The sequence below is a fragment of the Stackebrandtia nassauensis DSM 44728 genome, assembly GCF_000024545.1.
GTDB lineage: Bacteria > Actinomycetota > Actinomycetes > Mycobacteriales > Micromonosporaceae > Stackebrandtia > Stackebrandtia nassauensis.
Genome location: NC_013947.1, coordinates 5,565,010 through 5,588,439 on the forward strand (window position 1 = coordinate 5,565,010; position 23,430 = coordinate 5,588,439).

20 protein-coding genes and 1 pseudogene are annotated in these 23,430 nt (G+C 68.5%); 9 read left to right on the forward strand and 12 right to left on the reverse strand.

Going from position 1 to position 23,430, the window contains the following annotated elements:
* On the reverse strand, positions 1–1,746 hold the full coding sequence (locus SNAS_RS33310; RefSeq protein ID WP_013020447.1) for a protein kinase domain-containing protein: 1,746 nt from the start codon (positions 1,744–1,746) through the stop codon (positions 1–3).
* A gap of 32 nt (positions 1,747–1,778) precedes the next feature.
* On the reverse strand, positions 1,779–2,792 hold the full coding sequence (locus SNAS_RS25920; RefSeq protein ID WP_211207246.1) for a glycosyl hydrolase: 1,014 nt from the start codon (positions 2,790–2,792) through the stop codon (positions 1,779–1,781).
* A 350-nt stretch (positions 2,793–3,142) separates the two neighbouring features.
* On the opposite strand from SNAS_RS25920, the gene SNAS_RS33315 reads away from it, so the two are divergent.
* Together SNAS_RS33315 and SNAS_RS25930 are read left to right on the forward strand one after the other, a co-directional pair.
* On the forward strand, positions 3,143–4,948 hold the full coding sequence (locus SNAS_RS33315; protein WP_013020449.1) for a serine/threonine protein kinase: 1,806 nt from the start codon (positions 3,143–3,145) through the stop codon (positions 4,946–4,948).
* A gap of 110 nt (positions 4,949–5,058) precedes the next feature.
* Entirely contained in the window at positions 5,059–6,369 is a 1,311-nt protein-coding gene (locus SNAS_RS25930) for a M14 family zinc carboxypeptidase (RefSeq protein WP_041625183.1), read from the forward strand.
* Between the two features lie 48 nt (positions 6,370–6,417).
* On the opposite strand, the gene SNAS_RS25935 is transcribed toward SNAS_RS25930, so the two are convergent.
* Positions 6,418–7,413 (reverse strand): GlxA family transcriptional regulator, encoded by a 996-nt coding sequence (locus SNAS_RS25935; RefSeq protein WP_013020451.1) that lies wholly within the window; start codon positions 7,411–7,413, stop codon positions 6,418–6,420.
* 136 nt (positions 7,414–7,549) lie between these two features.
* Between SNAS_RS25935 and SNAS_RS25940 the strand changes: the two genes are divergently transcribed.
* From SNAS_RS25940 to SNAS_RS25950, 3 genes are read left to right on the forward strand one after another with little or no spacing between them, the layout of a single operon-like run.
* Positions 7,550–8,140, forward strand: a complete 591-nt coding sequence (locus tag SNAS_RS25940) for a cysteine hydrolase family protein (protein WP_013020452.1) — start codon at positions 7,550–7,552, stop codon at positions 8,138–8,140.
* 47 nt (positions 8,141–8,187) lie between these two features.
* Positions 8,188–8,724 (forward strand): TetR/AcrR family transcriptional regulator, encoded by a 537-nt coding sequence (locus tag SNAS_RS25945; RefSeq protein WP_013020453.1) that lies wholly within the window; start codon positions 8,188–8,190, stop codon positions 8,722–8,724.
* Position 8,725: 1 nt separating this feature from the next.
* On the forward strand, positions 8,726–9,157 hold the full coding sequence (locus tag SNAS_RS25950; RefSeq protein WP_013020454.1) for a DUF5360 family protein: 432 nt from the start codon (positions 8,726–8,728) through the stop codon (positions 9,155–9,157).
* On the opposite strand, the gene SNAS_RS25955 is transcribed toward SNAS_RS25950, so the two are convergent.
* The 3 genes from SNAS_RS25955 to SNAS_RS25965 form a co-directional block, all read right to left on the reverse strand.
* Positions 9,154–10,557, reverse strand: coding sequence for a trypsin-like serine protease (locus SNAS_RS25955; protein WP_013020455.1), 1,404 nt, complete (start codon positions 10,555–10,557; stop codon positions 9,154–9,156). The two genes, SNAS_RS25950 and SNAS_RS25955, sit on opposite strands and share 4 nt — an antisense overlap.
* A 145-nt stretch (positions 10,558–10,702) precedes the next feature.
* The gene (locus SNAS_RS34460; RefSeq protein WP_013020456.1) at positions 10,703–12,946 is read right to left on the reverse strand and encodes an ArnT family glycosyltransferase; all 2,244 of its coding nucleotides are present in this window, start codon (positions 12,944–12,946) and stop codon (positions 10,703–10,705) included.
* Entirely contained in the window at positions 12,943–14,193 is a 1,251-nt protein-coding gene (locus SNAS_RS25965; protein WP_013020457.1) for a bifunctional glycosyltransferase family 2/GtrA family protein, read from the reverse strand. Before SNAS_RS25965 ends, SNAS_RS34460 begins: the two co-directional genes overlap by 4 nt.
* 184 nt (positions 14,194–14,377) lie before the next feature.
* Between SNAS_RS25965 and SNAS_RS25970 the strand changes: the two genes are divergently transcribed.
* Positions 14,378–15,337 (forward strand): hypothetical protein, encoded by a 960-nt coding sequence (locus SNAS_RS25970; RefSeq protein ID WP_041625184.1) that lies wholly within the window; start codon positions 14,378–14,380, stop codon positions 15,335–15,337.
* Here SNAS_RS25970 and SNAS_RS33325 read toward each other — a convergent pair.
* Positions 15,324–16,961 carry an ATP-binding protein gene (locus SNAS_RS33325; protein ID WP_013020459.1) on the reverse strand — a complete coding sequence of 546 codons (1,638 nt, stop codon included), beginning with the start codon at positions 16,959–16,961 and terminating at the stop codon, positions 15,324–15,326. The two genes, SNAS_RS25970 and SNAS_RS33325, sit on opposite strands and share 14 nt — an antisense overlap.
* Positions 16,962–16,966: 5 nt before the next feature.
* Entirely contained in the window at positions 16,967–17,695 is a 729-nt protein-coding gene (locus SNAS_RS25980; protein ID WP_013020460.1) for a response regulator transcription factor, read from the reverse strand.
* Between the two features lie 109 nt (positions 17,696–17,804).
* Here SNAS_RS25980 and SNAS_RS25985 point away from each other — a divergent pair.
* A pseudogene (locus SNAS_RS25985) lies at positions 17,805–18,872 on the forward strand (L,D-transpeptidase); the annotation flags it as partial.
* A gap of 114 nt (positions 18,873–18,986) precedes the next feature.
* Here SNAS_RS25985 and SNAS_RS37820 read toward each other — a convergent pair.
* The 3 genes from SNAS_RS37820 to SNAS_RS25995 all read right to left on the reverse strand — a co-directional run bounded on the left by SNAS_RS37820 (position 18,987) and on the right by SNAS_RS25995 (position 20,919).
* Positions 18,987–19,367 carry a VOC family protein gene (locus tag SNAS_RS37820; RefSeq protein WP_083787405.1) on the reverse strand — a complete coding sequence of 127 codons (381 nt, stop codon included), beginning with the start codon at positions 19,365–19,367 and terminating at the stop codon, positions 18,987–18,989.
* A gap of 74 nt (positions 19,368–19,441) precedes the next feature.
* A complete protein-coding gene (locus SNAS_RS25990; RefSeq protein ID WP_013020462.1) occupies positions 19,442–20,311 on the reverse strand; it encodes a helix-turn-helix domain-containing protein in 870 nt (289 codons plus the stop codon).
* 29 nt (positions 20,312–20,340) lie between these two features.
* Positions 20,341–20,919 (reverse strand): thiamine phosphate synthase, encoded by a 579-nt coding sequence (locus tag SNAS_RS25995; protein WP_013020463.1) that lies wholly within the window; start codon positions 20,917–20,919, stop codon positions 20,341–20,343.
* A gap of 129 nt (positions 20,920–21,048) precedes the next feature.
* Between SNAS_RS25995 and SNAS_RS26000 the strand changes: the two genes are divergently transcribed.
* On the forward strand, positions 21,049–21,816 hold the full coding sequence (locus SNAS_RS26000) for a maleylpyruvate isomerase family mycothiol-dependent enzyme (protein ID WP_013020464.1): 768 nt from the start codon (positions 21,049–21,051) through the stop codon (positions 21,814–21,816).
* Between the two features lie 70 nt (positions 21,817–21,886).
* Complete coding sequence (locus SNAS_RS26005) at positions 21,887–22,576, forward strand: DedA family protein (RefSeq protein WP_211207248.1); 690 nt, start codon at positions 21,887–21,889, stop codon at positions 22,574–22,576.
* Here SNAS_RS26005 and SNAS_RS26010 read toward each other — a convergent pair.
* Positions 22,573–23,388, reverse strand: coding sequence for an NmrA family NAD(P)-binding protein (locus tag SNAS_RS26010; protein WP_013020466.1), 816 nt, complete (start codon positions 23,386–23,388; stop codon positions 22,573–22,575). The two genes, SNAS_RS26005 and SNAS_RS26010, sit on opposite strands and share 4 nt — an antisense overlap.
* Positions 23,389–23,430 lie beyond the last annotated feature (42 nt).

Sequence of the window (23,430 nt, forward strand, 5' to 3'; positions counted from 1 at the left end):
TCACGACGGGTTGAGCAGTTTCCCCTTGTCGCTTGACCACTCATCGAGGCCGTTGTCGGGGTTGAGGTGCCGGAACCAGTACAGCTTCCCGTCCCGGGTGCGGGCATAGATGACTCCGGTGCTGCTGGCGACGAAGCTTTCGTAGTCGTCCCAGCCCTCGGCGATGGTGATCCTGTCCCAGGGGGAACTCACGTCCCTGAAGTCGCGCGGGGCGTGCCACAGGAGGTCGCCGTTCGGCCGTGTGACATATAGGACGCCGTCGCCGCCACTCACCAGCGTCGCCATGGGTGTGTTCCAGCCGCTGCCGATCTCCGTTCCCGAATCAGGTTGCCATTCGACCGGCCCATCATCTGGTGAGGTGTGCTTGTTCCAGAACAGCCGCCCCTTCTTGTCCACGGTGTGGAGAACATTCGCGGAGGCGGCGAAGATACGGATGTACTTGTCGAAGTCGTGCCCCACCCGGGTTCCCGAGCCCTTGCTCCACTTGTCGGCGCCGCCCTTGGGATCGGTGTGGCGGTACCAGTACAGGTCACCGTTGTCGTCGATCGCGTAGAGAACGCCTCGGTTGGCCGCGATCACCGTGCGGCCCTTCCAGTCCCCGCCGACGCGCTTGCCCGAGCCTTCGGCCCATGTGGGCGCTCCTGCTTTGGGGTCGGTGTGGCGGTACCAGGACACATGGCCGTCGGAGTCCACCCGATAGATCACGCCGTCATGGGAGTCCAGCAGGGTGCCGTCCTCCAGGCCCTCGGGAACCCAGCCGGGCGAGGACTTCCCGCCCTCGTCGGGAGTGGACAGATCGCCGCTGCCCGGCCGCCACAGGCCGACCACGACCACCGTCACGACGAGCGCGACCGCCAGGATCGCGGCCGTCACCATGGTGGCGCGCGTCAGGACGCGGCGGTTGCCCCGGCGCCGTTCCGGTTTCGTGTCGGGCAGTCCGCCCTGGCAATCGGCCACGAAGTCCGAGGCCGTCAGGAAGCGGTCCTGCGGTGCCTTGGCCAGCGCGCGCTTGACGGCCCGGGCCACGGACCTGGGTGTGGCGGGCGGCGGATCGGGGGGCGGTGTTCGCAGGTGCCCGCTGAGGATGTCCACCGCCGCGCCGGTGAACGGCGGTGTTCCGCTGAGGCACTCGAAGGCCACCGCACCGAGACTGTACACATCGGATTCGGGGCCGATGGCGTCGCCGTTGACCTGCTCGGGCGACACATAGCTCAACGTCCCCATGATCTGCCCGGACAGCGTCACCTTGGCGTCCCCGACGGCCCGGGCGATCCCGAAGTCCAGCAGGGTCGCCCGGCCGTCGTCGTCGACCATGATGTTGCCCGGCTTGATGTCGCGGTGCACGATGCCGTTGCGGTGCGCGACATCCAGCGCCCGCGCCACCTGTTCCAGGAGGGGCAGCAGCTCGGCCGCGCTCAGGGTGCCGCGTTCGGCGAGCAGTCGCGCGAGTGTCCTGCCCGGCACGAACTCCATCACCAGGTAGGTCACGGTGTCGCCGTCGAGCTGATCCTCACCGACGTCGTGGATCCGCGCGGCACCGGGGATCGCGAGCTTCGCCAGGTATCGCGCCTCCTGCTGGAACCGGCGCCGTGAATCGACGTCGTCGGACAGGTCGGCCCGCAGCAGTTTCAGGGCGACGGTGCGGTCCAGCGTGGTGTCGGTGGCGCTCCACACCTCGCCCATACCGCCCAGGCCAACCCGTTCGACGAGCCGATACCGGCCATTGAGGACTTGTCCGGCTCTCACGTGAACACGATACCAAGGGCGTCACATCACTGTCAGCCCTCGAATACCGGGTTGTTGGCGAACTCGGTGTAGCGCTTCTGTTCCTCGGCGTCGGCCTTGCCCTTGTCGTCGTAGCCGACCCGAAGTCCGCCGTCCTCATGCGTGCCGGGTGAATCGAAAATCATGTATGAGGACAGTTTCGGGAACTGATTCTTCTCCACCGCCGTGGCGGCCTGTTCGTAGTAATCGCGCGCCTGTTCCTGGGTGGAATCGCTCATTCCCCATTCGACGATTCCCCACGGTTTGGACTTCAGATCCATTTCCTCTGAACTCAATCCGTTGAGGAGATCGTAGAAACGTCCGACGTTCTCGGCGAAGTCGGCTTTGTTGCCGTCGCCATAGGCGTTGAACATGACCCAGTCGACGTATTCGTCGCCGGGGTACAGCTTCGGCACCAGGCAGTCCCAGGCTTCGTAGTTCATGTAGTCCATGACCCACACGACGTTGTCGATGCCCTTGGCGTCGAAGCGTTCCCGCACGTTGTGCCACATGTCGCGGTAGTCGGCGGCGGTTCCGGCGGCGGCGTCCTCCTTCGTGTCGCATGCGGAGTCGGAGCTGACGTCGTTCTCCGGCTCGTGGTGGATGGTGAGGAAGATCTTCTTGGGCGCCACCTCGGCGATGTTGTCGGCCGCCGCGTCGATGTGTTCATCCATTTCGGCGTCACCACCGGCGGCGTCCTTCCACTTGGCCGCCGGTTTCCAGTTCTGGTAGAGGTAGGTGTCCTCGCGGTTGGCCAGGGCACGTTCCTCCTTGGTCCGCAGCGGCAGCTGGCCTTCGGCGGCGAAGGTGTGGACGATGTCGAGCGGTTTTCCGATCCGCTCCTCGTGGTGGGCGACCTGTTCGGTCACCGAGTCGTCGGCCTGGGGGTAGTCCGAGGCCCGGGCTCCCAGCCACGGACGGCACTCGTTGACGAGGATCTCGCTGACCTGGCAGTCGCGGTCACCCGAATCGTTGGTGTCGGCGAAGACCGGAATGCCGATCGCGGCCGCGGCGATCATGGCGGCCATGGTGGTGAATATGACGATTGCTCGTTTTTTGCGCAGAGGGGGGCGCAACTCCTGGCTCCTTACCAATGGGGTTCAAACCGAAGTGGGGTTCGGCGTCATCGAAGAATAGGGAAATTCATATTCGTATGCAATACCAATGGGTAACTCATTTCCCACAACCGCGCCGATAAGCACCAGAAACACCATTGGCCACTTGTTGCCACAACAGTCACAGGCTTATTAAGATGCTTAAATGAATTGACGCGATCAGTCGCGAAAGGACTGTTGCCGCATCATAGCTCGTGATCTCCGGGACCGGTCCCCGCTTCGTCCATTGACAACCGTCGCCAACAATCGAGATACTCATTGGAATGAAACGACTCTCCGAACCCCTCGAACTCGGTCGGTACCGGCTGGTGGCCGAACTCGGCCGTGGCGCGATGGGCATCGTGTACCTGGGGGTCACCGAGGACGGCACCCTGGTGGCGCTGAAGCGGGTGCGGGAACAGTTCCTCGACGACGACGAGTTCCGGGCCCGGTTCCGTCGCGAGGTGGACTCCTCCAAGAAGGTGTCCGGCCCCCGCACCGCCGCCGTGATCGACGCCGACGTCGACGACAACCCGCCGTGGCTGGCCTCGGAGTTCGTATACGGCCCAACGCTTGAGGCCGCCATCGCCGAGGTCGGCCAGCTGCCGGAGTCCTCGGTGTTGCTGCTGGCCCAGGGGCTGGCGTCGGCGCTGTCCGACATCCACCGGACCGGGTTGATCCACCGCGACCTCAAGCCGTCCAATGTGATCCTGGCGCCGGACGGGCCGCGCGTCATCGACTTCGGGATCGCGCGCGCGGCCGAGACCGAGGGCGGCACCGACATCACCCACACCTCGTGGCTGCTCGGCTCGCCGGGCTACATGTCGCCCGAGCAGGCCGAGAGCAAGGCCCTGACCACCGCCAGCGACCTGTTCTCGATGGCCACGGTGCTCTATGTGGCCAGTACCGGCACCAATCCCTTCAAGGGGGCCGGTTCGCCACAGACCATGTACAACGTCGTGCACGCCGAACCCGATCTGGACGTGCTGCCCGACGCGGTCCGCGAGATAGTCGAACCCTGCTGGGCGAAGGATCCCGAGGCCCGGCCCACGGCGGCGCAGCTGCTGGACCGCATCCCGGTCGCGGCCGAGCGGCCCTGGCCCGAGGGCCTGGTCGCGCTGGCGGCGGCACAGCGGGTCACCGTCGCGGGGATGCTTCCCGACGACACGGTCCGGTTCCACGACGGCGGCACCCAGGTCCTCCCCGAGGATGCCGAAGCGCCGCAACCCGAACCGGCGGCGGCCGAGGCGCCCGACTGGGAGGCCCCCGGGCCGGATCCGGCCGCGAGCCCCGCCCCGGGAGTCGACCCGGCCTGGGCACCGCCGCCGCCCGGGTCGGAGGCGTTCGACGCACCGCCGCCTCCTCCCCCAGCGCCGCCGTTCGCTCCGACGCCGACGCCCGCCTTCGGTTCCGCGTTGACCACCGGGCAGATCGCCGGGATCGTCGTCGCGGGCGTGGTCGGCCTGCTGCTGGTCGCGGGGCTGATCTCCGTCGGCATCGACAGCCAGAACGCCTCCGACAGCAGTGATTCGGCCACCTCGGACTACGACTACGGCAACGACGAAGAGACCACCTACGACGACTACACCGACGACGGTTACACGGAGGACGACTACACCGAGCCGGAGCCCACCCAGGACGACATCGTGGACGTCAGCGCCGGTGACTGCGTCTACGGTTCCCCCGACGTGGGCGCCAACTGGGACATCCAGTCCTGCGGCACCGGCAACTTCACGGTGCTGGAGCGCATCGACGGCTCGGGTGACTACAACGCCTGCGACTCGTCCGACCACATGCTCGACTATGGCCAGCAGATCACCGACTACGGCGACACGAACTTCGTGCTGTGCCTGTCGATGAACTGGGCCCAGGGCGACATCGGGCACGCGCCGCAGGACACCTGCCTGTACCGCACCGGTTCCGGCGGTTCGGCGGTCTTCGAGTTCGTCGAGTGCGACCAGGCCAACGCCATCGTCACCGGCTTCAACGACAACTACGACGACGCCGGTTTCTGCAGCGGCTACGGCTATGCCTCCGCCCAGGATCCCACTTTCGACATCGCCTACACCGTTTGTTACAGCGACTACTGAACCGTCGCGAGTGGTTGCCCTCCGCGTGTCTTGTCCGTAAGGTCACGATTGATATAGCGATACCCGTCTATATCTTTTGTGTCCGAACGAAAGGCAAGATCATGAGACCCATGAGGACGGCGGTGGCCACGGCCACCGCCGTCGCCCTGAGCCTGGCCGTGTTGTCCGCCGCATCCGGTACTGCGACGGCCGACGACCTCGACACCGAGCCCGCGTACCTGAGCGTCCCGGGACTGTCGGGCGCCCAGACCCGTGCCCTGTCCGCCGACGGCTTCGACGTCGTCAAACGGACCGCCGACGGCGCCACGACCGTGATCGGCGACGCGAAGGTCGCCGATCGCCTGCGCGACCGGGGCCTTGAGCCCACCGTGCTGGACACCGTCTACAAGAAGGTGTCCACCAAGGCCGCGCTCGGCGAGTACTACGGCGGCTACAAGACCCCCGACCTGCACTTCAAACACCTCGACGACGTGGCCGCCGCGCACCCGGACCTGGCCAAGGTCTACGACATCGGCGACTCGTGGCTGAAGACCCAAGGCCAGGGCGGCCATGACATCAAGGCCATCTGCATCACCAAGATGGCCGACGGCGACTGCGAACTGTCGCCGGAGTCGGCCAAGCCCCGGTTCTCGGTGATCTCGCAGATCCACGCCCGCGAGATCGCCACCGGCGAGATCAGCTGGCGCTGGATCGACTACCTGGCCAACGGGTACGGCAGCGACGAGACCGTCACGTCCATACTCGACACCACTGAGGTGTGGGTGGTCCCGATCGTCAACCCCGACGGCGTCGACAAGGTGGCCTCCGGTGGCGATTCGCCGCTGCTGCAACGCAAGAACCTCGACAACAGTCACGGCGACTGCGGCGGCACCCAGACCGGGGTCGACCTGAACCGCAACCACTCCTACGGTTGGGGCGACGCCGGAACCCAACCGTGCAGCGAGACCTTCCAGGGCCCCAGCGCGGGCTCCGAACCGGAGATCGTCGCCGTGGAGGAGTTCTTCGGCAAGATCCACCCGGATCAGCGCGGCGACGGCGACGCCCCCGCGCCCGACGACACCCGGGACGTCATGATCTCACTGCACTCCTATGGGGAGTATCTGATCGTGCCGTGGGGTCACTCCACCTCGCCGCCTCCCAACGACTCGCAGCTGCGGGCGCTGGGCAACGCGATGGCCGAGTCCAACGGCTACCAGGTGGGCAACCCGTCCCAGACCGTCGGCTACCTGGCCAGCGGCACCAGTGACGACTACACCTACGGCACCCTCGGCATCGCCAGCTACACCTTCGAGGTGGGCGGCCAGTTCGGCGAGTGCGGCGGCTTCCTGCCCGCGTACTCGTGCGTCGAGGACCTGTGGACGCTCAACCAGGGCGCGCTGATCACCGCGGCCCAGAACGCCAAGGCGCCGTACCAGCTGTGACGGCCCACGACCGTCCCCATCGTCTGTTCGATGGGGACGGTCGTTTCGTCAGCTTCGCGGGGTGAGCCGGAACCGGTTGCGATACTCGGTCGGGGTGGTGTTGAGCTGCCGCCGAAACGCCCGGGTGAGCGTGTCGACGGTGTTGAAGCCGCAGCCGGTCGCGACCCGTTCCAGGGTGTCGTCGGTGGTCTCCAGCCGGTTGCGGGCGGCCTCGACGCGGGCCGATTCGATGTAGGCCGCCGGGGTGGTTCCCAGTTCGGTCTTGAAGACCCGGGTCACGTGGCGTTCGCTGACGTGGAGGTGCCGGGCCAGTTCACCGACGTTGAGCGGCTTGGCGAGGTTGCGGGTGATGTGGAGCCGCAGCTGGTCCATGCGGCGGGTGGTCGAGACCGGGTCGAGCGAGACGCTGAACTGGCTCTGTCCGCTGGGGCGCTTGAGGTACATCACCAGCTGCCGGGCCACGCCCAGCGCCAGTGTCTCGCCGAAGTCGTCGGCGACCAGGGCCAGCGCCAGGTCGAGGCAGGCGCTCAGACCCGCGCCGGTCCACACGTCGCCGTCCCGGATGAAGATCGGGTCGGCGTCCACTGTGACCGACGGGTGTTCGGTGGCGAGCTGTTGCGCGGTGGACCAGTGGGTGGTGGCGCGTCGGCCGTCCAAAAGCCCGGCGGCGGCGAGGATGTGGGCGCCGACGCAGACCGAGGCGACCCGGCGGGTGTTGGGGGCCAGGCGCCGCACCCACTCGACGACCTCCGGATCGGCCAGGGCGCGGACCCGGCGGTCGGTGTCGGTGTCGACCGAGCCGGGCACCACCAGCGTGTCGATGGCCTTTGTGGATACGTCGTCGAAGGTGAGGTCGGGAAGAACCCGCACCCCGGCCGAGGTGGTTACGGGGTCGAGGCTGCGCGCGGCCAGGACCACCCGGTAGCCGCTCGGTTCGTCCAGTTCGCGTTGCAGCAGCGAGAACACCTCCGGCGGTCCGGTGACGTCGAGCAGGTCGACGCGGTCGAACAGCGCGATGACGATGAGGCGGTCGATGGTGCCCACGGCGGCTCCGTTCCCGTTGATGTCCGGATTTGCAGGTTACACGACATTGCGGACATGCCGGTTTCGCCATAGCGTGGACTCCGGCCGTCGAGAACGGCCCGCGACCTGCGAGAACGCCACTGGAGAAGGGACTCCCATGAGCAGCACGACCCTGCGCGACATCAGCCAACTCGACCAGACCCCGGCAGCGCTGTCCGAGGCGACGCTGATCCTGATCGACATCCAGAACACCTACACCCGGGGCGTCATGGAGCTCACCGGCTGGCAGCCCGCGCTCGACGCCGCCGCCGAACTGCTGGCCAACGCCCGCGCCGCCGGAGCGAAGATCGTCCACGTCGCCCACGACAGCGGCGAGGGAAGCCCGTTCGACGTCAAGGCCGACATCGGCCAGATCCACCCGAAGGTGGCGCCGATCGACGGCGAGCCGGTCGTCGTCAAGACCGCCCCCAACAGCTTCGTCGACACCGACCTCGACGAGCAGCTGAAGGCGGCGGGCAACACCGACGTCATCATCGTCGGGTTCATGACGCACATGTGCGTGACCTTCACCTCCGAGGGCGCGTTCCTGCGCGGCTACAAGCCGACGGTCGTGGCGGACGCCTGCGCGACCCGGCCGCTGAAGACGGCGGTCGCCGAGGTCTCGGCGCAGCAGCTGCACCACAGTGCTTTGGCGACGATCAACGACATCTACGGGGTTGTCGTCGCGTCCGCGTCCGAACTGAGGTAGGTCTCCCGGCGCGTTTTACTGTACCGTCCGGACGGTACAGTAAAACGGTGACCGAAACCCGAGACCGACTGTTGGACGCCGCCACCGAGATCCTGTTCCGCGACGGCGCGCAGGCCCTGACCCTCGCGGCGGTCGCCGACCACGCGGGCGTCAGCAAGGGCGGCCTGCTGTACCACTTCCCCAGCAAACAAGCCCTGGCCGCTGGCCTGGTGCATCGCTTCGTCGAGCAGTTCGAAGCCGCGCTGGAGAGCGCCGGAACCGCTCCCGGCGCGGCGACCCGCGCCTACCTGAGCGCGACCATCGCGCCGAAGCCGAGCGTCGCGGGATCCGGTGGCGGCCAGGCCACCGCGGCCCTGTTCGCGGCGGCCCTCGTCGACCCCGACGCCCTGGAACCGTTGCGGCAGCGCTATCTCGCCTGGCAGCGGCGACTGGCCGACGACGGCATCGACCCGGCGGTCGCCACGACCGTCCGGCTCGCCGTCGACGGCTGGTGGCTGGCCCGGGTGGCGGTGCTGGCGCCACCGCAGGGCGAGTTGCACGAGCGGGTGTACGCCAAGCTGACCGCGCTGATCGAGGAGGGCTGAGATGGAACGGCCCCCCGCGTGGATCAAACGCTCGATGCTCGCCACCGACCTGGGGTTCGTGGCCTACTGGACGGCCACGGCGATCGCGGCGATCCCGCCGTACCCCCGGCAGATCCTCATCGACTGGAACTGGTCGTATCTCGTCCTGGACCTGCTGGCCAGCCTCAGTGGACTGGCGGCGCTGCTGGCGCTGCGACGGGGTGTGGCGCACGCGCGGACCCTGATGGTGGTGTCGCTCGCGCTGACCCACGCGGCCGGGCTCACGGCCCTGAACTTCTGGGTGCTGCGCGGCGAGTTCGATCTCATGTGGTGGATCCCGAACCTCTGGCTGGCACTGTTTCCGATCGCGGCAATCGGCAGACTCATGCGCTCCCCCCGTCGTGGTGCGGTGACGAGCGCACGAGCCTGCCGGACCCTCCCCGGGCGTGGTTAGACGGTGATGGTCTTGGTGGTGCTGTGTGATCCGCCGCGCGAGTCGGTGACCGTGAGGGTCACCCGGTACTGACCGGCGGCGGCGTACCAGTGGTGGACGAGCTGTCCCTGGCCGGTGCCGCCGTCACCGAAAGTCCAGCGGTACGAGGCGATCTCGCCCTTGGAGCCCTGGCCGTTGAAGAAGCACACGCCGGGGCCGCTGAAACACTGCGCGGTGAAGTCGGCCGTCGGCCCCTCGCCGTCCTCGCCCACCTGGAGCGTGAACACCGCGGTGCGGTCGACCTTGGCGCCGTCGGCGGTGACGGTGATCCGGTGGGTTCCTTGTGGAGTGTCGGACGAGGTGGACACGGACAGTTTCGCCGACTCGCCCGACCGGATCGCCGACGGCGAGAACGTCGCCTCGGCGCCGTCGGGCAGTCCGGTGGCGGTCAGCGAGACGTCCTGGGCGCTGCCGCGCGAGACCTTCGTGGACACGGTGGTCTCGGTGGACTGTCCCGGTTCGACGGTCGCCGAGTCGGGGCTCAACGAGACGCTGAAGTCGTCCTCGGCCGGGGCCTGGAGCTGTTCGTGCGCCCAGTCACCCATCGCGTTGGTGAGCCTGGCGAAGATGCTGTACCGGTCGCAGGCACTGGCGCCCCAGGACGTGATGCCGATGACGACGCCGTCGACGATCAGCGGGCCGCCGCTGTCACCGGAGCAGATGCCGGTGCGACCGTCGTCGTACCCGGCGCAGATCATCAGCTCGGGGTTGACGGTGACGTCGAAGACCTGGCAGGAATCGGCGTCGTTGATAGGCAGCGTCGTCTTCTTCAACCGGCCCATGGTCCCGTTGGCGGCGGTCTTGCCCCAGCCGTAGGTCAGGGAGTCGCGGCCCGGCTGCGACAGGTCGGCGTCGGCGGAGGTGGCGAACTTCGCCCAGTCGCTCTCGGGCACCGGGATGTCGTCGGCGACCTCGACGATCGCGACGTCGTAGCCGGTGCGCCAGCCGCCCGACCCGCCGTAGTCGGGATGCGGGGTGAACTTGGTGACGGGGCTCTTCCACTTCTCGTCACCGGCGGAGCTGAGATCGTCGTCGCCGTACAGGTAACTCTTGGCTCCGCCGACGTCGATCATGCAGTGCGCCGCGGTGAGGATCTGCCGTTTGCCGACGACACTGGCGGTGCACGACGAACCCTGCGGTCCGCCGCCGCCGACCCGCAGACCGGTGATGAGCGAGGGTCGTTCGGTATAGGAGGCGAGTTCGCCGTTGACGATGTCGGTGCCGACGTCGTCGGGGCGCAACTCGTCGGTCGGGTTGGCGGCCTTGGACTTGGGCGGATCGGCGCTGGCGGTGCCCGCCAGCGGTGCGGACAGGAGCAGGGTCGCCGCCGCCACAACGGCGACGGCGCGGGCGATTCTCATGGGGAGCACCTCTCGGGCAATCGATGCATTTCGATGCCTTGAAGCTAGGCGGCCCGTGGTTTCCCGCGCTACCAGAGAAAACCCTTGACGCCACCGTGCTCGCCGCGGGGTGGACCCCGGTTCGCGGCGAGCACGGTGGCGGGTTTCAGTTGTCGGGTTGGGTCAGGTCGTACAGCTCGGTTCCGTCTACTGTGACCTTCTTGAAGTTGTCCTCGACCCATTCGGCGATCTTCGACGAGGAGCCGGAGTCGCCGTTGGGGCCGCCCATCATGCCGCCGCCGGACACGTAGTAGTGGATCTCGCCGTCGGCGACGTACTCCTTGAACTGGTCCAGTGTTGGCGACGGGTCGCTGCCGTTGAAGCCGCCGATGGCCATGACCGGTTGTTCGCTGGCCAGCTGGAAGCTGGACGCGTTCTGGGAACCGGTCGCGGCGGCGACCCAGGTGTAGTCGTCGGCGTTGGCGGACAGTGCGTCGGCGACCTCGTCGCTGACTGACTGTCCGTTGAGGAAGCCGCCGGGGCCGTTGCCCTTGCCGCCATCCTGGCCGCCGGGCCCGTTGGCGCCGTCCTGGCCGCCCGGCCCGTTGGCGCCGTCCTGGCCGCCCGGCCCTTTGCCGCCAGGGCCGTTGCCTCCGTCCGGACCGGCTTGGCCCTTCGGCGAACCATTACCGTTGGGCGGGGTTCCGCCGTCCTTTCCGTCTTGGCCGTCCTGTCCCGGCGGGCCGTAAACCATGTTCTGGCCACCGGGACCGCCACCACCAGGGCCGCCCATGCCACCGTCCTGAGTGGCTGGTCCGGCGGTGATGATCGAGCCGCCATAGGAGGTGCCGACCGTGTAGGCGGTGTAGCCGATCGGGCCCGCCAGCGCGGCGGCCAGGCCGAGCGCGGCCACCAGCAGTGCCAGGCGTTTCGGCAGCCGTCGTGCGAAGACGAGGCCCACGGCGGCGACCAGGCCGACCGTCAGCACCGTCCAGCGCAGCCACGGCAACCAGTCCGATGACCGTCCCAACAGGACGAATGCCCACATGGCGGTCACGGCCAGGACAACCGCGAGCGTCACCGCGACGGCCGGGAACCGGCGTCGCCGCCACAGGATCACCGCGCCGATGCCGACGGTCGCGGCGATGTACGGGGCCAGCGCGATCGTGTAGTACTCGTGGAAGATGCCCGCCATGAAGCTGAACACCAGCGCGGTGATGAGCATGCTGCCGCCCCACAGCCACAGCTGAGCCAGTTGAGCGGTGGTGCGCCGGGCAACGGCCCGACGCGCGGCCGTCGCGACCTGCGGCTGCGGCCCAGCTTCCCGCTTGCCTTGCCTAGCGTCGGCTCGCGGCTCGACCGCCTCCAGCTTGCTGGCGCCGCGCCACGGCAGCAGCAGCCGCCTGCCGAGCTTGGCACGGTTGCGGCGCAACAGGTACAGGCTCGCCAGCAGCAGGATCAGCGCGGCGGGCAGCAGCCACGCGATCTGGCCGCCGTTCGCCGAGGTGAACATCCGCAGGATGCTGCCGTCGCTCATGCCGCCGCCCAGGCTGCCCGTCTCCTCGCCGGTGATGCGCCCCAAACCGTTGTAGCCGAACGTGAGTTCCAGGAAGCTGTTGGTCTGCGAGCCGCCGATGTACGGCCGCGAGGAGGCGGGCCACAGCTCGACGATCGCGATCCACCAGCCGCAGGCCGCGACCATCGCGGCCCCGGCGGCGAGCAGCTGCCCCACCCGCCGCCACAGCTTGGCCGGACCGGACGCCAGGAAGACGACGGCCAGTACCGGGACGATCAGCCACGCCTGCAAGGTCTTCACCAGGAACGCGAACCCGAGCAGGGCCCCGGCCGCGACCATCCACTTCGTCCGTCCGGCTTCGACGGCGCGGACGACACAGTAGATCGCCAGCACCGACAGCAGGCACAGCATCGCGTCCGGGTTGTTGAACCGGAACATCAACGCCGCCACCGGGGTCAGCGCGAACACCGCGCCCGACAGCAGTCCGGCGGCGGGTCCGAAGCCCCGGCGCACCGCCGCGTAGACGACGCCGACGCTGGCCACCCCCATCAGGGCCTGCGGCACCAGGATCGACCAGGAACTCAACCCGAACAGCCGCACCGACAACGCCATCGGCCACAGTGCCGCCGGAGGTTTGTCGACGGTGATCGAGTTGGCCGCGTCGGAGGACCCGAAGAAGAACGCCTTCCAGCTGGCGCTTCCGGCCTGGACCGCGGCCGAGTAGAACTGGTTCGCGTACCCGGAGGAACCCAGTCCCCACAGGAACGTCACCGCGCTCAACGCCAGCAGCGTCAACAGCGCGGGACGCACCCACGCCGGATCGGCGGGTCTGCCGCGCCACCAACGCATCGGCAGCGACACGGGTCGGGTCGGCTCAACGGCGACCGTGGTCATGACGCCTCACTTTCGGTACGGGCGGCCGGGAAGACCCAACCGCGAAACAGCAGGAACTTCAGCAGCGAGGCCGCGAGGTTGGCCACGACGAGTACGGCCAGTTCGGTGGTCTGGCCAGCCGTCGGGCTCGCGATTTCCAGTGCCGCCAGCGATCCGCTGGTGAGAGTCAGCCCGATCGCGAACACCGCGAGCCCCTGCGCCTGCTGCCGGACGGCACCGTCGCGTCCCCGGACCCCGAAGGTGAAGCGGCGGTTGACGGCCGTGCTGGCCATCGCGGTGACCAACAGCGCCACCATATTGGATACCTGTGGCCCGAGTCCGTCGCGGAATACCGTGTACAGCACCAGGTAGAACAGGGTGCTGAGTATCCCGATGACGCAGAAGCTCAGCAGCTGCCGCACCAGGCCGCCCGAGGTCTCGCGGTCGCGCGGGTCGTCGCCGAACGGGCGACGCAGCCGCGACAGCGGCAGCGCCCCCGACGCCAGCGCCCGGCCCACCCGCCACACTCCCTTGAGGTCGTCGACGGCGGTGCGGACGATGTCGACGCGGCTGTCGGGGTCGTCGACCCAGTCGACCGGGACCTCGTGGATGCGCAGTCCCGCGCGTTCGGCCAGCACCAGCAGTTCGGTGTCGAAGAACCAGCCGGTGTCCTCCACCAGCGGCAGCAGTTCGGCGGCCACGTCGGCGCGGATCGCCTTGAAACCGCACTGCGCGTCGGAGAACCCGGCCGCCAGGCCGCCCTTGAGGATGGCGTTGTAGGTGCGGGAGATGAACTCGCGTTTGCCGCCCCGCACCACCCGCGACCCGCGTGCCAGCCGGGTGCCGATCGCGAGGTCCGAATGCCCCGAGATGAGCGGTGCCACCAGCGGCAACAGCGCGTTGAGGTCAGTGGACAGGTCGACGTCCATGTACACCAGCACCGGCACCGTCGAGTGCGACCAGACCTGGCGCAGCGCCCGGCCGCGGCCCTTCTCGGGCAGCCGGACGAACTCCACCTGCGCCAGCTCGGCGGCCAGCCGGGCCGCGATGGCGGGGGTGGCGTCGGTGCTGGCGTTGTCGGCGACCGTGATGCGGTAGCCGTAGGGGAAGGTACGGGCCAGATGGGTGTGCAGACGTCGCACACTGGCCTCCACATCGTCCTGTTCGTTGTAGACGGGTATGACGACGTCGATGACCGGTTCGTAGTGGCCCGCCGGGATCGGTGCGCGGACCGGCAGGCCCTGGGATCTGATCGCTGTGTCTTCCATGCCGCCCAGGCTTTCCGGGCCCGCTGTCCGGCGGTTATGGCGAAGCTATGAACGGGCTGTGAACCCCAATTAGGGGGTTATCCCCACGCCTAATTGGGGGAACAACCCGATTGTCGTGACACCTGTGTCCAATGAGACTGAACTGGTGAACGCCCAACTGAGTCTTCGCCCCAATCTCCGAGTGATGTCGACCTGGCACAAGCCGCTCATGGTCAACGTGACCCTCATGACCGCCCTCGTCCTGGTGTCGACGGTGGGCCTGTTCCTGGACGACCGTGTCCTGTTGAACGAGTCGATCTGGCTCAAACCGCTGAAGTTCGGCTTCGCCTTCGCCGTGTACTCCGCGACGCTGGCGTGGCTGTTGACGAAACTGAAGAAGGCCAAGCGGTTCGGCTGGTGGTTCGGCCTCATGTTCGCCGTCTTCGGCATCACCGATGTGGCGGTCATCGCGCTGGCCGCGTCGCAGGGAACCTTCAGCCACTTCGCCGAGGGCGACAGCATGGTCAACCAGATCGTCCAGACCGTGTTCCAGTATGGAGTGCCGCCGCTGTTGATCTCGAACCTGGTCATCGGGATCCTGGTCCTGGTGCAGCGCACCGGGGACCGGGCACTGTCGTGGGCGCTGCGGGCCGGGCTGCTGTTGTCGACCGCGGGGATGGCGGTCGCGTTCGCGCTGATTCCCGCGAGCTACGCGGGCGAGCGCACCGTCACCGATGCCAACGGGGACAAGGTGGCCATGTCCGTCGGGCACGGCATCGGCGACCCGGACGGTACCGGCATGCCGCTGACGAACTGGAGCTCCACCGGCGGCGACCTGCGGGTACCGCACTTCATCGGGCTGCACGGCATCCACGTGCTGCTGCTGACGGTGCTGGTGCTGGCCGTGCTGGCGGCCCGCGTCGCGTGGCTGCGGGACGACCGGGTGCGGGCGGGCCTCGTGGGCGCCGTCGCGATCGGCTACACCGGACTGTTCGCGGTCACGACCTGGCAGGCGGCTCGAGGCCAGTCGCTCATCCACCCCGACTCGTCGACGCTGCTGGCGATGGCGGGCGCGGTGCTGGTGGCCGCGGCGGTGGCGCTGGTGACGGTGGCGGCGGGACGCCGTCGCGCCGGCTCCGCGAAGGAACTGGTCACGGCAGTGTGATGCGGACCGTGGTCGCACCCGGTTCGCTGTCGATCGAGACTTCCCCGTCGTGGGCGCCGATGACCGCCTCGACAATGGCCAGTCCCAGGCCGGTACTCCCGGAGGCTCGGGAGCGGGACGAATCACCGCGGGTGAATCGCTGGAACACCTGCGGCAGAAGGTGAGGGGGAATGCCGGGGCCGTCGTCACGGATGACGACGACGGCCCCGGCATCCACGTGTTCGACCCGGCCGGTGACGGTGGTACCGGCGGGGGTGTGGACGCGGGCGTTGGCCAGGATGTTGGCCAGCACCTGGTGCAGCCGGTCCCGGTCGGCGCGAACCGTCACGGGCTCGTCGGGCAGCTCCAGCACCCACCGATGCCCAGCCGCAGCTGCTGGGCCGGAGCTGGAGGAGCTGTTGGCCGCGGCGTCGGACGGAGTGGCTGGGCCAGAGGCGGCCGATCCAGCCGCCTCCTCGTCAGCCGCAGCGGCGGCCGCAAGCGGCTCGGCCGAGCCAGCTGCGTCGTCGGCTTCGGTCGGCACGGCCCCGTCGGCTCCGGCCGCGAGCGGCTCGGGCGAGCTGGCGTTGGTTTCGGCGGCTTGGGCGTCGCTGAAGGTGTCCACGAGCAACGCCGAGAGGTCGACGTCGGTCATGGCCAGCGGACGCCCCGAATCCAGGCGCGCCAACAGGAGCAGGTCCTCCACCAGGCCCGTCATACGGGTCGACTCGGACTCGATGCGGCCCAGAGCGTGGCGGGTGTCCGGGCCGATGGACTCGTGGCCTCGGCGGGTCAGCTCGGCGTAGCCCCGGATCGAGGCCAACGGGGTGCGCAGTTCGTGGCTGGCGTCGGCGACGAAGCGACGGACCCGGGTCTCACTGTCGTGACGGGCCTTCAGCGCCGCGCCGACGTGGCCCAGCAGCCGGTTGAGCGCCGTGCCGACCTGGCCCACCTCGGTGCGCGGATCGGCGTCGGGAACCCGTTCGGTCAGGCTCACCTCGCCGCTGGACAGCGGCAGCTCCGACACCCGGCTCGCGGTCGCCGCCACCCGGCGCAGCGGCCGCAGCGCCAACCGCACCGCCACCGCCGCGGCGATGCCCGCCGCCAACAGGCCCGTCCCGGCCACCAGCGACTCCACCACGATGAGGGTGTCCACCGTGCCCGCCACCTGCGCTGTCGGAAGTCCCACCAGGACCGACGCTCCGTGTGGCGAGTCGAGCGTGACCACCCGGTACTCCCCGAGCCCGGGAACCTCGACGGTGCTTGGCTTCGCGCTCCCCTCGACCTTCTCCAGCGCCGCGATCTGGTCCTCGTCCAGTGTGGTCAGCCGATCGGCGGGGTCCGCCGGTCCCGGCCCGCCCGGTTCCCGGCTCACCGCCGCGTCGGTGATCTCGCCGTTGGCGTCGACCAGCCCGCCGATCGTGCCGATCGGCTGTCCCGGCTGGGCCAGGAACGACACCCCGTCGGTGGGTGCCCCCGGCCCCGCCGAGCGCGCGGCCGTGGCCGCCAGCTGGTGGTCCAGCTGGTCGTACAGATAGGACGACAACGCGATCGTGGTGACGGTCGCGATGACCGCGCTGACCACCGCCAGCAGCCCGATGGTGGCGGCCACCAGCCGGGCGCGCAGCGACCATGGACGTCGCACGGCGCTCACTCCCCCGGCTTGAGGATGTACCCCGCACCGCGTCGGGTGTGGATCATCGGCGGTCGTCCCGCGTCGATCTTGCGCCGCAGATACGAGATGTACAGTTCCACCACATTGGCCTGTCCCCCGAAGTCGTAGTTCCAGACCCGGTCGAGGATCTGCGCCTTGCTCAGCACCCGCCGGGGGTTGCGCATCAGGTACCGCAGCAGCTCGAACTCGGTCGCGGTCAGCGGGATGTCCTCACCGGCCCGGCTCACCTCGTGGGTGTCCTCATTGAGCGTCAGGTCGCCGACGGTCAGCGCCGAGGCCCGGTTCGCGCGCGCCGCGCCCGAACGGCGCAGCAGGTTGCGCAGCCGGGCCAGCACCTCCTCCAGGCTGAACGGCTTGGTCACGTAGTCGTCGCCACCGGCGGTCAGGCCTCGCACCCGGTCCTCGACGGCGTCCTTCGCGGTCAGGAACAGCACCGGCGTCTCCGGGGCGTCGGCGTGCAGCCGGTCCAGGACCGACAGTCCGTCCATGTCGGGCAGCATGATGTCCAGGATCACCGCGTCGGGACGGTGTTCGCGGGCCAGTTTCAGCGCGGCGGTGCCGTCCCCGGCGGTGTACGCCTGCCAGCCCTCGTAGCGCACCGCCATCGACAGCAGCTCCGCCAGCGGCGCCTCGTCGTCCACGACGAGGACCCGGATCGGGCTGCCGTCCGGGCGTCGCAAAGCCTTGGGTCCGGTGCTGGTCATACCGCGACATTATGGCCGCAGCCTGCGGTTCGTCTATGGCTTGCCTGTGAATTGGCTATGAGCCGACCCCCGATCCGCTACCGTGCGTGACATGGGGAGTGCACGGCGGATGGTGACGGCGGTGATCGGTCTGGCCGTCCTGGCCACGGCCGCGAGCTGCGGCGAGGCCAAGATCAGGTATCCCACCAAAGCCGACCTCGTCTCGGACGCGACGATCGACATCGCCCCGACCGCGAAACGCGAGGACGTGCCGGTGTCGGCCGAGATCAAGCCGGGCATCGCCAACGGCAAGCTGGTCACGCTGAAGCTGACGAAACGGGGCGAGCCGGTCGAGGGCGAGCTGCGGCCCGACGGCACCAGCTGGGTCTCGGCCAAACCGCTGTCGTACGACACGAAGTACACCGCCACGGTCACCGCGATCGACGACCACCGTCGCACCGTCACCGCGAAGTCCGCGTTCACCACGATGGACAAGCCCGCGCGCACCATCGAACCGTATCTGGCCAATGAGGACGGCAAGACTTACGGCAAGGCGATGCCGGTCGCGCTGGACTTCCCGGACGGGTTCGAGGTACCGGAGAAGAAGCGGGCCGCCGTCGAGAAGCGACTGTTCGTGTCCAGCGCGCCCGAGCAGGCGGGCGTGTGGCACTGGTTCTCCGGCGGGCGGCTCCAGTACCGGCCCAAGGACTACTGGCGGCCCGGCACCGAGGTGTCGGTCCGGCTGGGGCTCAAGGGCCTCAAGCTGGGCAAGGGCGTCTACGGCGCGAAGGACCTGAAGTCCGACTTCAACATCGACGACACCGACCGGGAACTGTTGGTCAGCAACAAGAAGAAGCACATGATCGCCAAGAAGGACGGTAAGAGGGTCAAGACCATCGCCGTCGCGCTGGGCAAACCGGGGTACGAGTCGTACTCGGGCACGATGGCCATCATGGAGCGACTGCCCAACACCACTTTCGACACCACCCGGGAGCCGGGATGCAACGGCAAGGAGGACGGTGTCGACTGTTACCGCACCAACGTCGACCACGCCGAACGGCTGACCTGGACCGGACAGTTCATCCACTCGGCGCCGTGGTCGGTGTGGGCGCAGGGCAACACGAACGTGTCGCACGGCTGCGTGAACGTCTCGCCGGGCGACGCCTCCTGGATCTACGAATTCGTGCGGGTGGGCGACCCCGTGACCGTCAAGGGCACCGGGGTCGCCCTCACCGGCGGCGACGGGTACACCGCCTACGACCTGAGCTGGGACGAGTTCCGGGCGGGCAGCTACCTGGAGCAGCCCGCCGCGTTAGGCGGTGTAGGTGCCGAAGCTCCACACCTTGCCCTCCAGGTCGCGGGCGACGTAGTCGCGGGAACCGTAGTCCTGCTCGGTCAGCGGACGCACGATCCGGGCACCGGCGGCGACGGCCCGGTCGTGGTGGGCGTCGGTGTCGGTGACGGCCACGTAGATCGCGTAGTCGTCCTCGGCGGGTTCGGCGAGCGCCTTGTCGGTCTGGCCGAGCATGATGACGCCGCCGCCGTAGCGAAGCTCGGCGTGGACGACCTTGCCGGTCTCGTCCTCGTGAACGGCCTGCTCGGTGAGCCCGAACGCCTTGACCAGCCAGTCGATGGCCGCGCTGGCGTCGTTGTACTTCAGTACCGGGTAGACCATGCCCTTGCTGTCGTTCATCGCTCCTCCTAATACGGCTGTCACGAGCGACGATATGACGGTGTGGCGGCGCTGACTTGGAAAAATGCGACCGGCTATCGGCCGGAGTCGAAGACGTCGGTGCTCAGCGAGACGTTGACGTCGGGTGGGACATCGGTGCTCATCGTCAGCCGGGCGGCCACCGTCACCGGGGTGGAGCCCGTGAACTGGCGGAAGTCAGCGTTGAGGTGCGCCTGGTCGAAGTAGCCGCATGCGGCGGCCACCGTCGCCCAGCCCTCGGTTCCGGCCTGGTCGCGGCGGGCGTAGGCGGCGTCGAAGCGCAGCAGCCGGGCCGCGGTCTTGGGGCTGAGGCCCAGTTCGGTCTTGAAGCGGCGGGCCAGGCGGCCCCGGCTGAGTTCGAGTTCCGCGGCCAGCTCGCCGACCCGGATCCGGCCGCCGGTCTCGCTCAGGCGGCGCCAGGCCCAGCTCAGCTCGCGGTCCAGCGGTCGGGCGACCGCCAGCCGGGCGGTCAGCGTCTGGTCCAGGAGCCGGAACCGCTCGTCCCAGGAGTCGGCCTCGGCGAGCCGGGGCACCAGCGCGTCCAGCCAGTGCTCGTCGAGGGCGGCGGGGTCGACGGTGCGGTTGGCCAGCTCGCCCAGCGGCAGGCCGTAGACGAGCCGGGCGCCCAACGGCGACAGCATCAGCTGCACCGCCTCGGAAACCCCATGCGACTCAGAAACCACATAGGAGTCGTAGGGCCCGGCGATCAGCGAGGCCCCGGTCCACGCCGGACCGCCGCGTGGGTCCGAGACGGTCACCGTCGCGCCCCAGCCGAGGATCAGCACGGTGCGGCTGCCCGCGAACTCGCGCCGCAGCAGCGTCTGTTCGACGTCCTCGCGGTAGCCGATATAGGCGTCGACGAACGGACGCAGCCGGGGCTCGGGCAGCCCCGTCCGGTAGCTGGCGGACAGCGGTTGGGCGTCCATGGCTCCACGGTAACGCCGCAGTCCGACACTCAGTCCAGGCCGTCGAGCAGCTCCCGCACCACGGTCGCGGGGTCCTCGGCGCGCATCACCGCGCCCATGACCGCCACGCCGTGAGCCCCGGCGGCCCGGCACTCGGCGGCGCGTTCGCCGGTCTCGACGCCGCCCAGCGCGTAGACCGGCACCCGGCTGCTCGCGCAGTACTCGGCCAGGCCCTCGGGTCCCAGCGCGGGACCGTAGCCGGGTTTGGAAGCGGTCGGATATATCGGTGAAAAGGTCACATAATCCGCGTTGGGATCATCTGACTGGCCGGTATGGGCCGAGCGGCCGACCAGATCCGGACGGGGCCGGGGCGCTCGGGCGAGCGCCGACAGGTGACACGCGTCGACCGTCCAGGTTGGATCCGAGATGATGAGTTTCGCCCCCGCTTCGGTAAGGGGCGGCTCCAACCGCTGGGCCAACGCCCGGCGCCGGGCGGGCGGCAAACCCTTCTCACGCAGCACGAACGCCCGGGCACCGGCGTCGAGTGCCAATGCGATCTGCTCAGGCAGCGGCCGGGGACAGGCGCTCGCGTCGGTGAGTATCAGCAGTCGGGGCAAGGTGTGGATCATGGACGACGGCCTTACACGAGTGCCGATTGGGGCTGGTCAAGCATCCGGTAGACAACTGTTGGTTAACGTTTCCATATCGCCTGTGGTCACGTGTTGCGCGTCCCACTTTTCGATGCCAGACTCCCACAGATGGTAGTTGTTGATCACCTGGATGCATTGCGCCGTGAGGGCGCACTGCTGGCCGAGGCTGCCGATGAGGTAGGCCTACGCGCCCCGGTGCCAACATGCCCTGATTGGACCATCCGCGATCTGTTGTGGCACACCGGCTTCATTCATCGGTGGGCGAAAACCATTGTATCCGAAGCTCGTCAGTCCCGTCCGGACTCATCCGAAATCGACCTGATCGCGGGTCCGATTCCGGACGACGCGCTGCTCGTCGAGTGGTATCGGGAAAGCCACGCGCAGTTGATGCGCGCGCTGGAGCAGGCGCCGCTCGACCTGGACTGCTACCACTTCCTGCGGGCACCGTCCCCACTGGCGTTCTGGACCCGGCGCCAGGCCCACGAGACCACCATCCACCGGGTGGACGCCGAGTCGGCGCGCGGCGACGAGATCTCCCCCATCGACCGGGACTTCGCCGCCGACGGCATCGACGAACTGCTGCGCGGCTACCACGCCCGCCGCCACAGCAAAGTGCGTTCGCACATCCCGAAGGCGTTGCACCTTCATGCCACCGACGAACCCGGCGGCGGCAGTGACTGGTTCCTGCACATCACCGAGGAACCGCTCGTCACCAAGCGCACCTTCGACGGTCCGGTCGACTGTGTCCTGAGTGGTCCGGTGGAGCTGCTGTACCTGGCACTGTGGAATCGGTGCCGTATCGACGATCTGACGGTCTCCGGCGACACCGGCGTGGCCAAGTTGTGGCAGAACCTCTCCCCGATCGTGTGGGCCTGACCAAAGTCAAGGGTGAAAACCCGACGACCGGCCGATGCGGATCTGTGCCGAGTGCCATACCCTTTTGCGGGTGAAGGAGCTTGAGCACGCGATCATGGATTACATCGATCCATTCATGCAGACGCCGTGGATCTTCGTCCTGGTGTTCGCGATCGCATTCATTGACGGATTCTTCCCGGTGGTTCCGGGCGAGACGACGGTTATCGCGGCCGGTGCCGTGGCCGCCTCGACCGGTTACCCGAACATCGCGCTGATCATCGCGGTGGCGGCACTGGGGGCGTTCGGCGGCGACCATGTCTCCTACGCCATCGGGCGGTTCGCCTTCGGGCCGATAGCCAGGCGACTCAAACCCGGCACCAAGAAGAAGAAAGCCTTCGACTGGGCCCATGACGCCTTGGAGAAACGCGGCGGGATCGTGCTGATCGTGGCGCGATACATCCCCGGCGGCCGCACCGCCATCACCATCACCAGCGGCGCGGTGCGTTACAGCCTGCGCAAGTTCTCGTTCTTCGACTCGATCGCGGCCGTCTCCTGGGGTGTCTACTCCGGAATGATCGGCTTCCTGGCGGGCAAGACCTTCGAGGGACGGCCGCTGCTGGCGCTGGGGCTGGGTTTCGCGATCGCGATCGTCTGCGCCGGGATCATGGAGCTGGTCCGGTTCCTGCTGGAGAAGCGCGCCAAGGCCCGTGAGGCCCTGGCGGTCGCGGTACCGGCACCCCGGGTCGAGGACGCCGCGGCGCCGGTACCGGTCAAGGACTAGCGGAAAGCGTCGACGTTCTCGGCCACCCACTGGGTGTAGTCGCGGCCGGGCTGGCCGGTCAGCTTCTCGACCATGTGGTTGACGGTGTACGCCGCCGCGGGCGGGTCGGCGTGCCAGTCGACGACGTGGTCGGCCATCTCCGAGGACACCCCCATCGCCGTCAACCGGTCGTGGGCCTGCTGCCGGGTCAACTCCTCGTAGCGGACCTCGCGGCCCAGCGCGTCGGTGAGGATGCGGGTCTTGTCCAGGAACGACAGCGCCTGCGGGCCGTTGAGCTCGTAGTCCCTGCCGTGGTGGCCGTCCTGGGTCAACGTCACGACGGCCACGGCGCCGATGTCGGCCTCGTGGATCGCGGCGCTGAGCACCTCGGCGAACGGTTCCCGGACCACACCCTCGGTCTTGATCGAGTCGACCCAGGTCAGGGCGTTGGCCATGAACTCCTGCGGCTGCAACACGGTCCACTCCAGGTCGCTGCCGCGCAGCGCCGTGATCACCGAGCCGTCGAAGCCGCTCCACAGTGCCACGACACGCTTGACACCGGACTTCGCCAGCCGCCCCACCAGTTCCGGCCCGTTGGTCAGGACCTCGCTGCCGTCGCTGGTGTACAGGAACACGCCACTCACCCCGGTCAACGCCGCTTCCAGGCTCTCCGGATCGGCCAGGTTCCCGGCGAACACCTCGACACCGTCGGGCAGGTTCTTCGCCTTGGCGGGATCGCGGGTCAGCGCCCGCACCGGGTGGCCCGCGTCCAGCAGTTGCCGCAGTACCTGGTTGCCCACGGTTCCGGTCGCACCGGTCACGAGAATGGTCATCAGTCCCTCTCCTATCGGTTGGTGTGCCAAAGGCTAGGAGCG

Coding starts and splice junctions, on each gene's coding strand:
- SNAS_RS25930 (WP_041625183.1), top strand. CDS start 5,059: ATGAGGACGGCGGTGGCCACGGCCACCGCCGTCGCCCTGAGCCTGGCC.
- SNAS_RS25940 (WP_013020452.1), top strand. CDS start 7,550: ATGAGCAGCACGACCCTGCGCGACATCAGCCAACTCGACCAGACCCCG.
- SNAS_RS25970 (WP_041625184.1), top strand. CDS start 14,378: ATGTCGACCTGGCACAAGCCGCTCATGGTCAACGTGACCCTCATGACC.
- SNAS_RS25955 (WP_013020455.1), bottom strand. CDS start 10,557: ATGAGAATCGCCCGCGCCGTCGCCGTTGTGGCGGCGGCGACCCTGCTC.
- SNAS_RS25965 (WP_013020457.1), bottom strand. CDS start 14,193: ATGGAAGACACAGCGATCAGATCCCAGGGCCTGCCGGTCCGCGCACCG.
- SNAS_RS37820 (WP_083787405.1), bottom strand. CDS start 19,367: ATGAACGACAGCAAGGGCATGGTCTACCCGGTACTGAAGTACAACGAC.
- SNAS_RS26000 (WP_013020464.1), top strand. CDS start 21,049: ATGGTAGTTGTTGATCACCTGGATGCATTGCGCCGTGAGGGCGCACTG.
- SNAS_RS25990 (WP_013020462.1), bottom strand. CDS start 20,311: ATGGACGCCCAACCGCTGTCCGCCAGCTACCGGACGGGGCTGCCCGAG.
- SNAS_RS26010 (WP_013020466.1), bottom strand. CDS start 23,388: ATGACCATTCTCGTGACCGGTGCGACCGGAACCGTGGGCAACCAGGTA.
- SNAS_RS25920 (WP_211207246.1), bottom strand. CDS start 2,792: ATGGCCGCCATGATCGCCGCGGCCGCGATCGGCATTCCGGTCTTCGCC.
- SNAS_RS25980 (WP_013020460.1), bottom strand. CDS start 17,695: ATGACCAGCACCGGACCCAAGGCTTTGCGACGCCCGGACGGCAGCCCG.
- SNAS_RS25995 (WP_013020463.1), bottom strand. CDS start 20,919: ATGATCCACACCTTGCCCCGACTGCTGATACTCACCGACGCGAGCGCC.
- SNAS_RS33315 (WP_013020449.1), top strand. CDS start 3,143: ATGAAACGACTCTCCGAACCCCTCGAACTCGGTCGGTACCGGCTGGTG.
- SNAS_RS25950 (WP_013020454.1), top strand. CDS start 8,726: ATGGAACGGCCCCCCGCGTGGATCAAACGCTCGATGCTCGCCACCGAC.
- SNAS_RS34460 (WP_013020456.1), bottom strand. CDS start 12,946: ATGACCACGGTCGCCGTTGAGCCGACCCGACCCGTGTCGCTGCCGATG.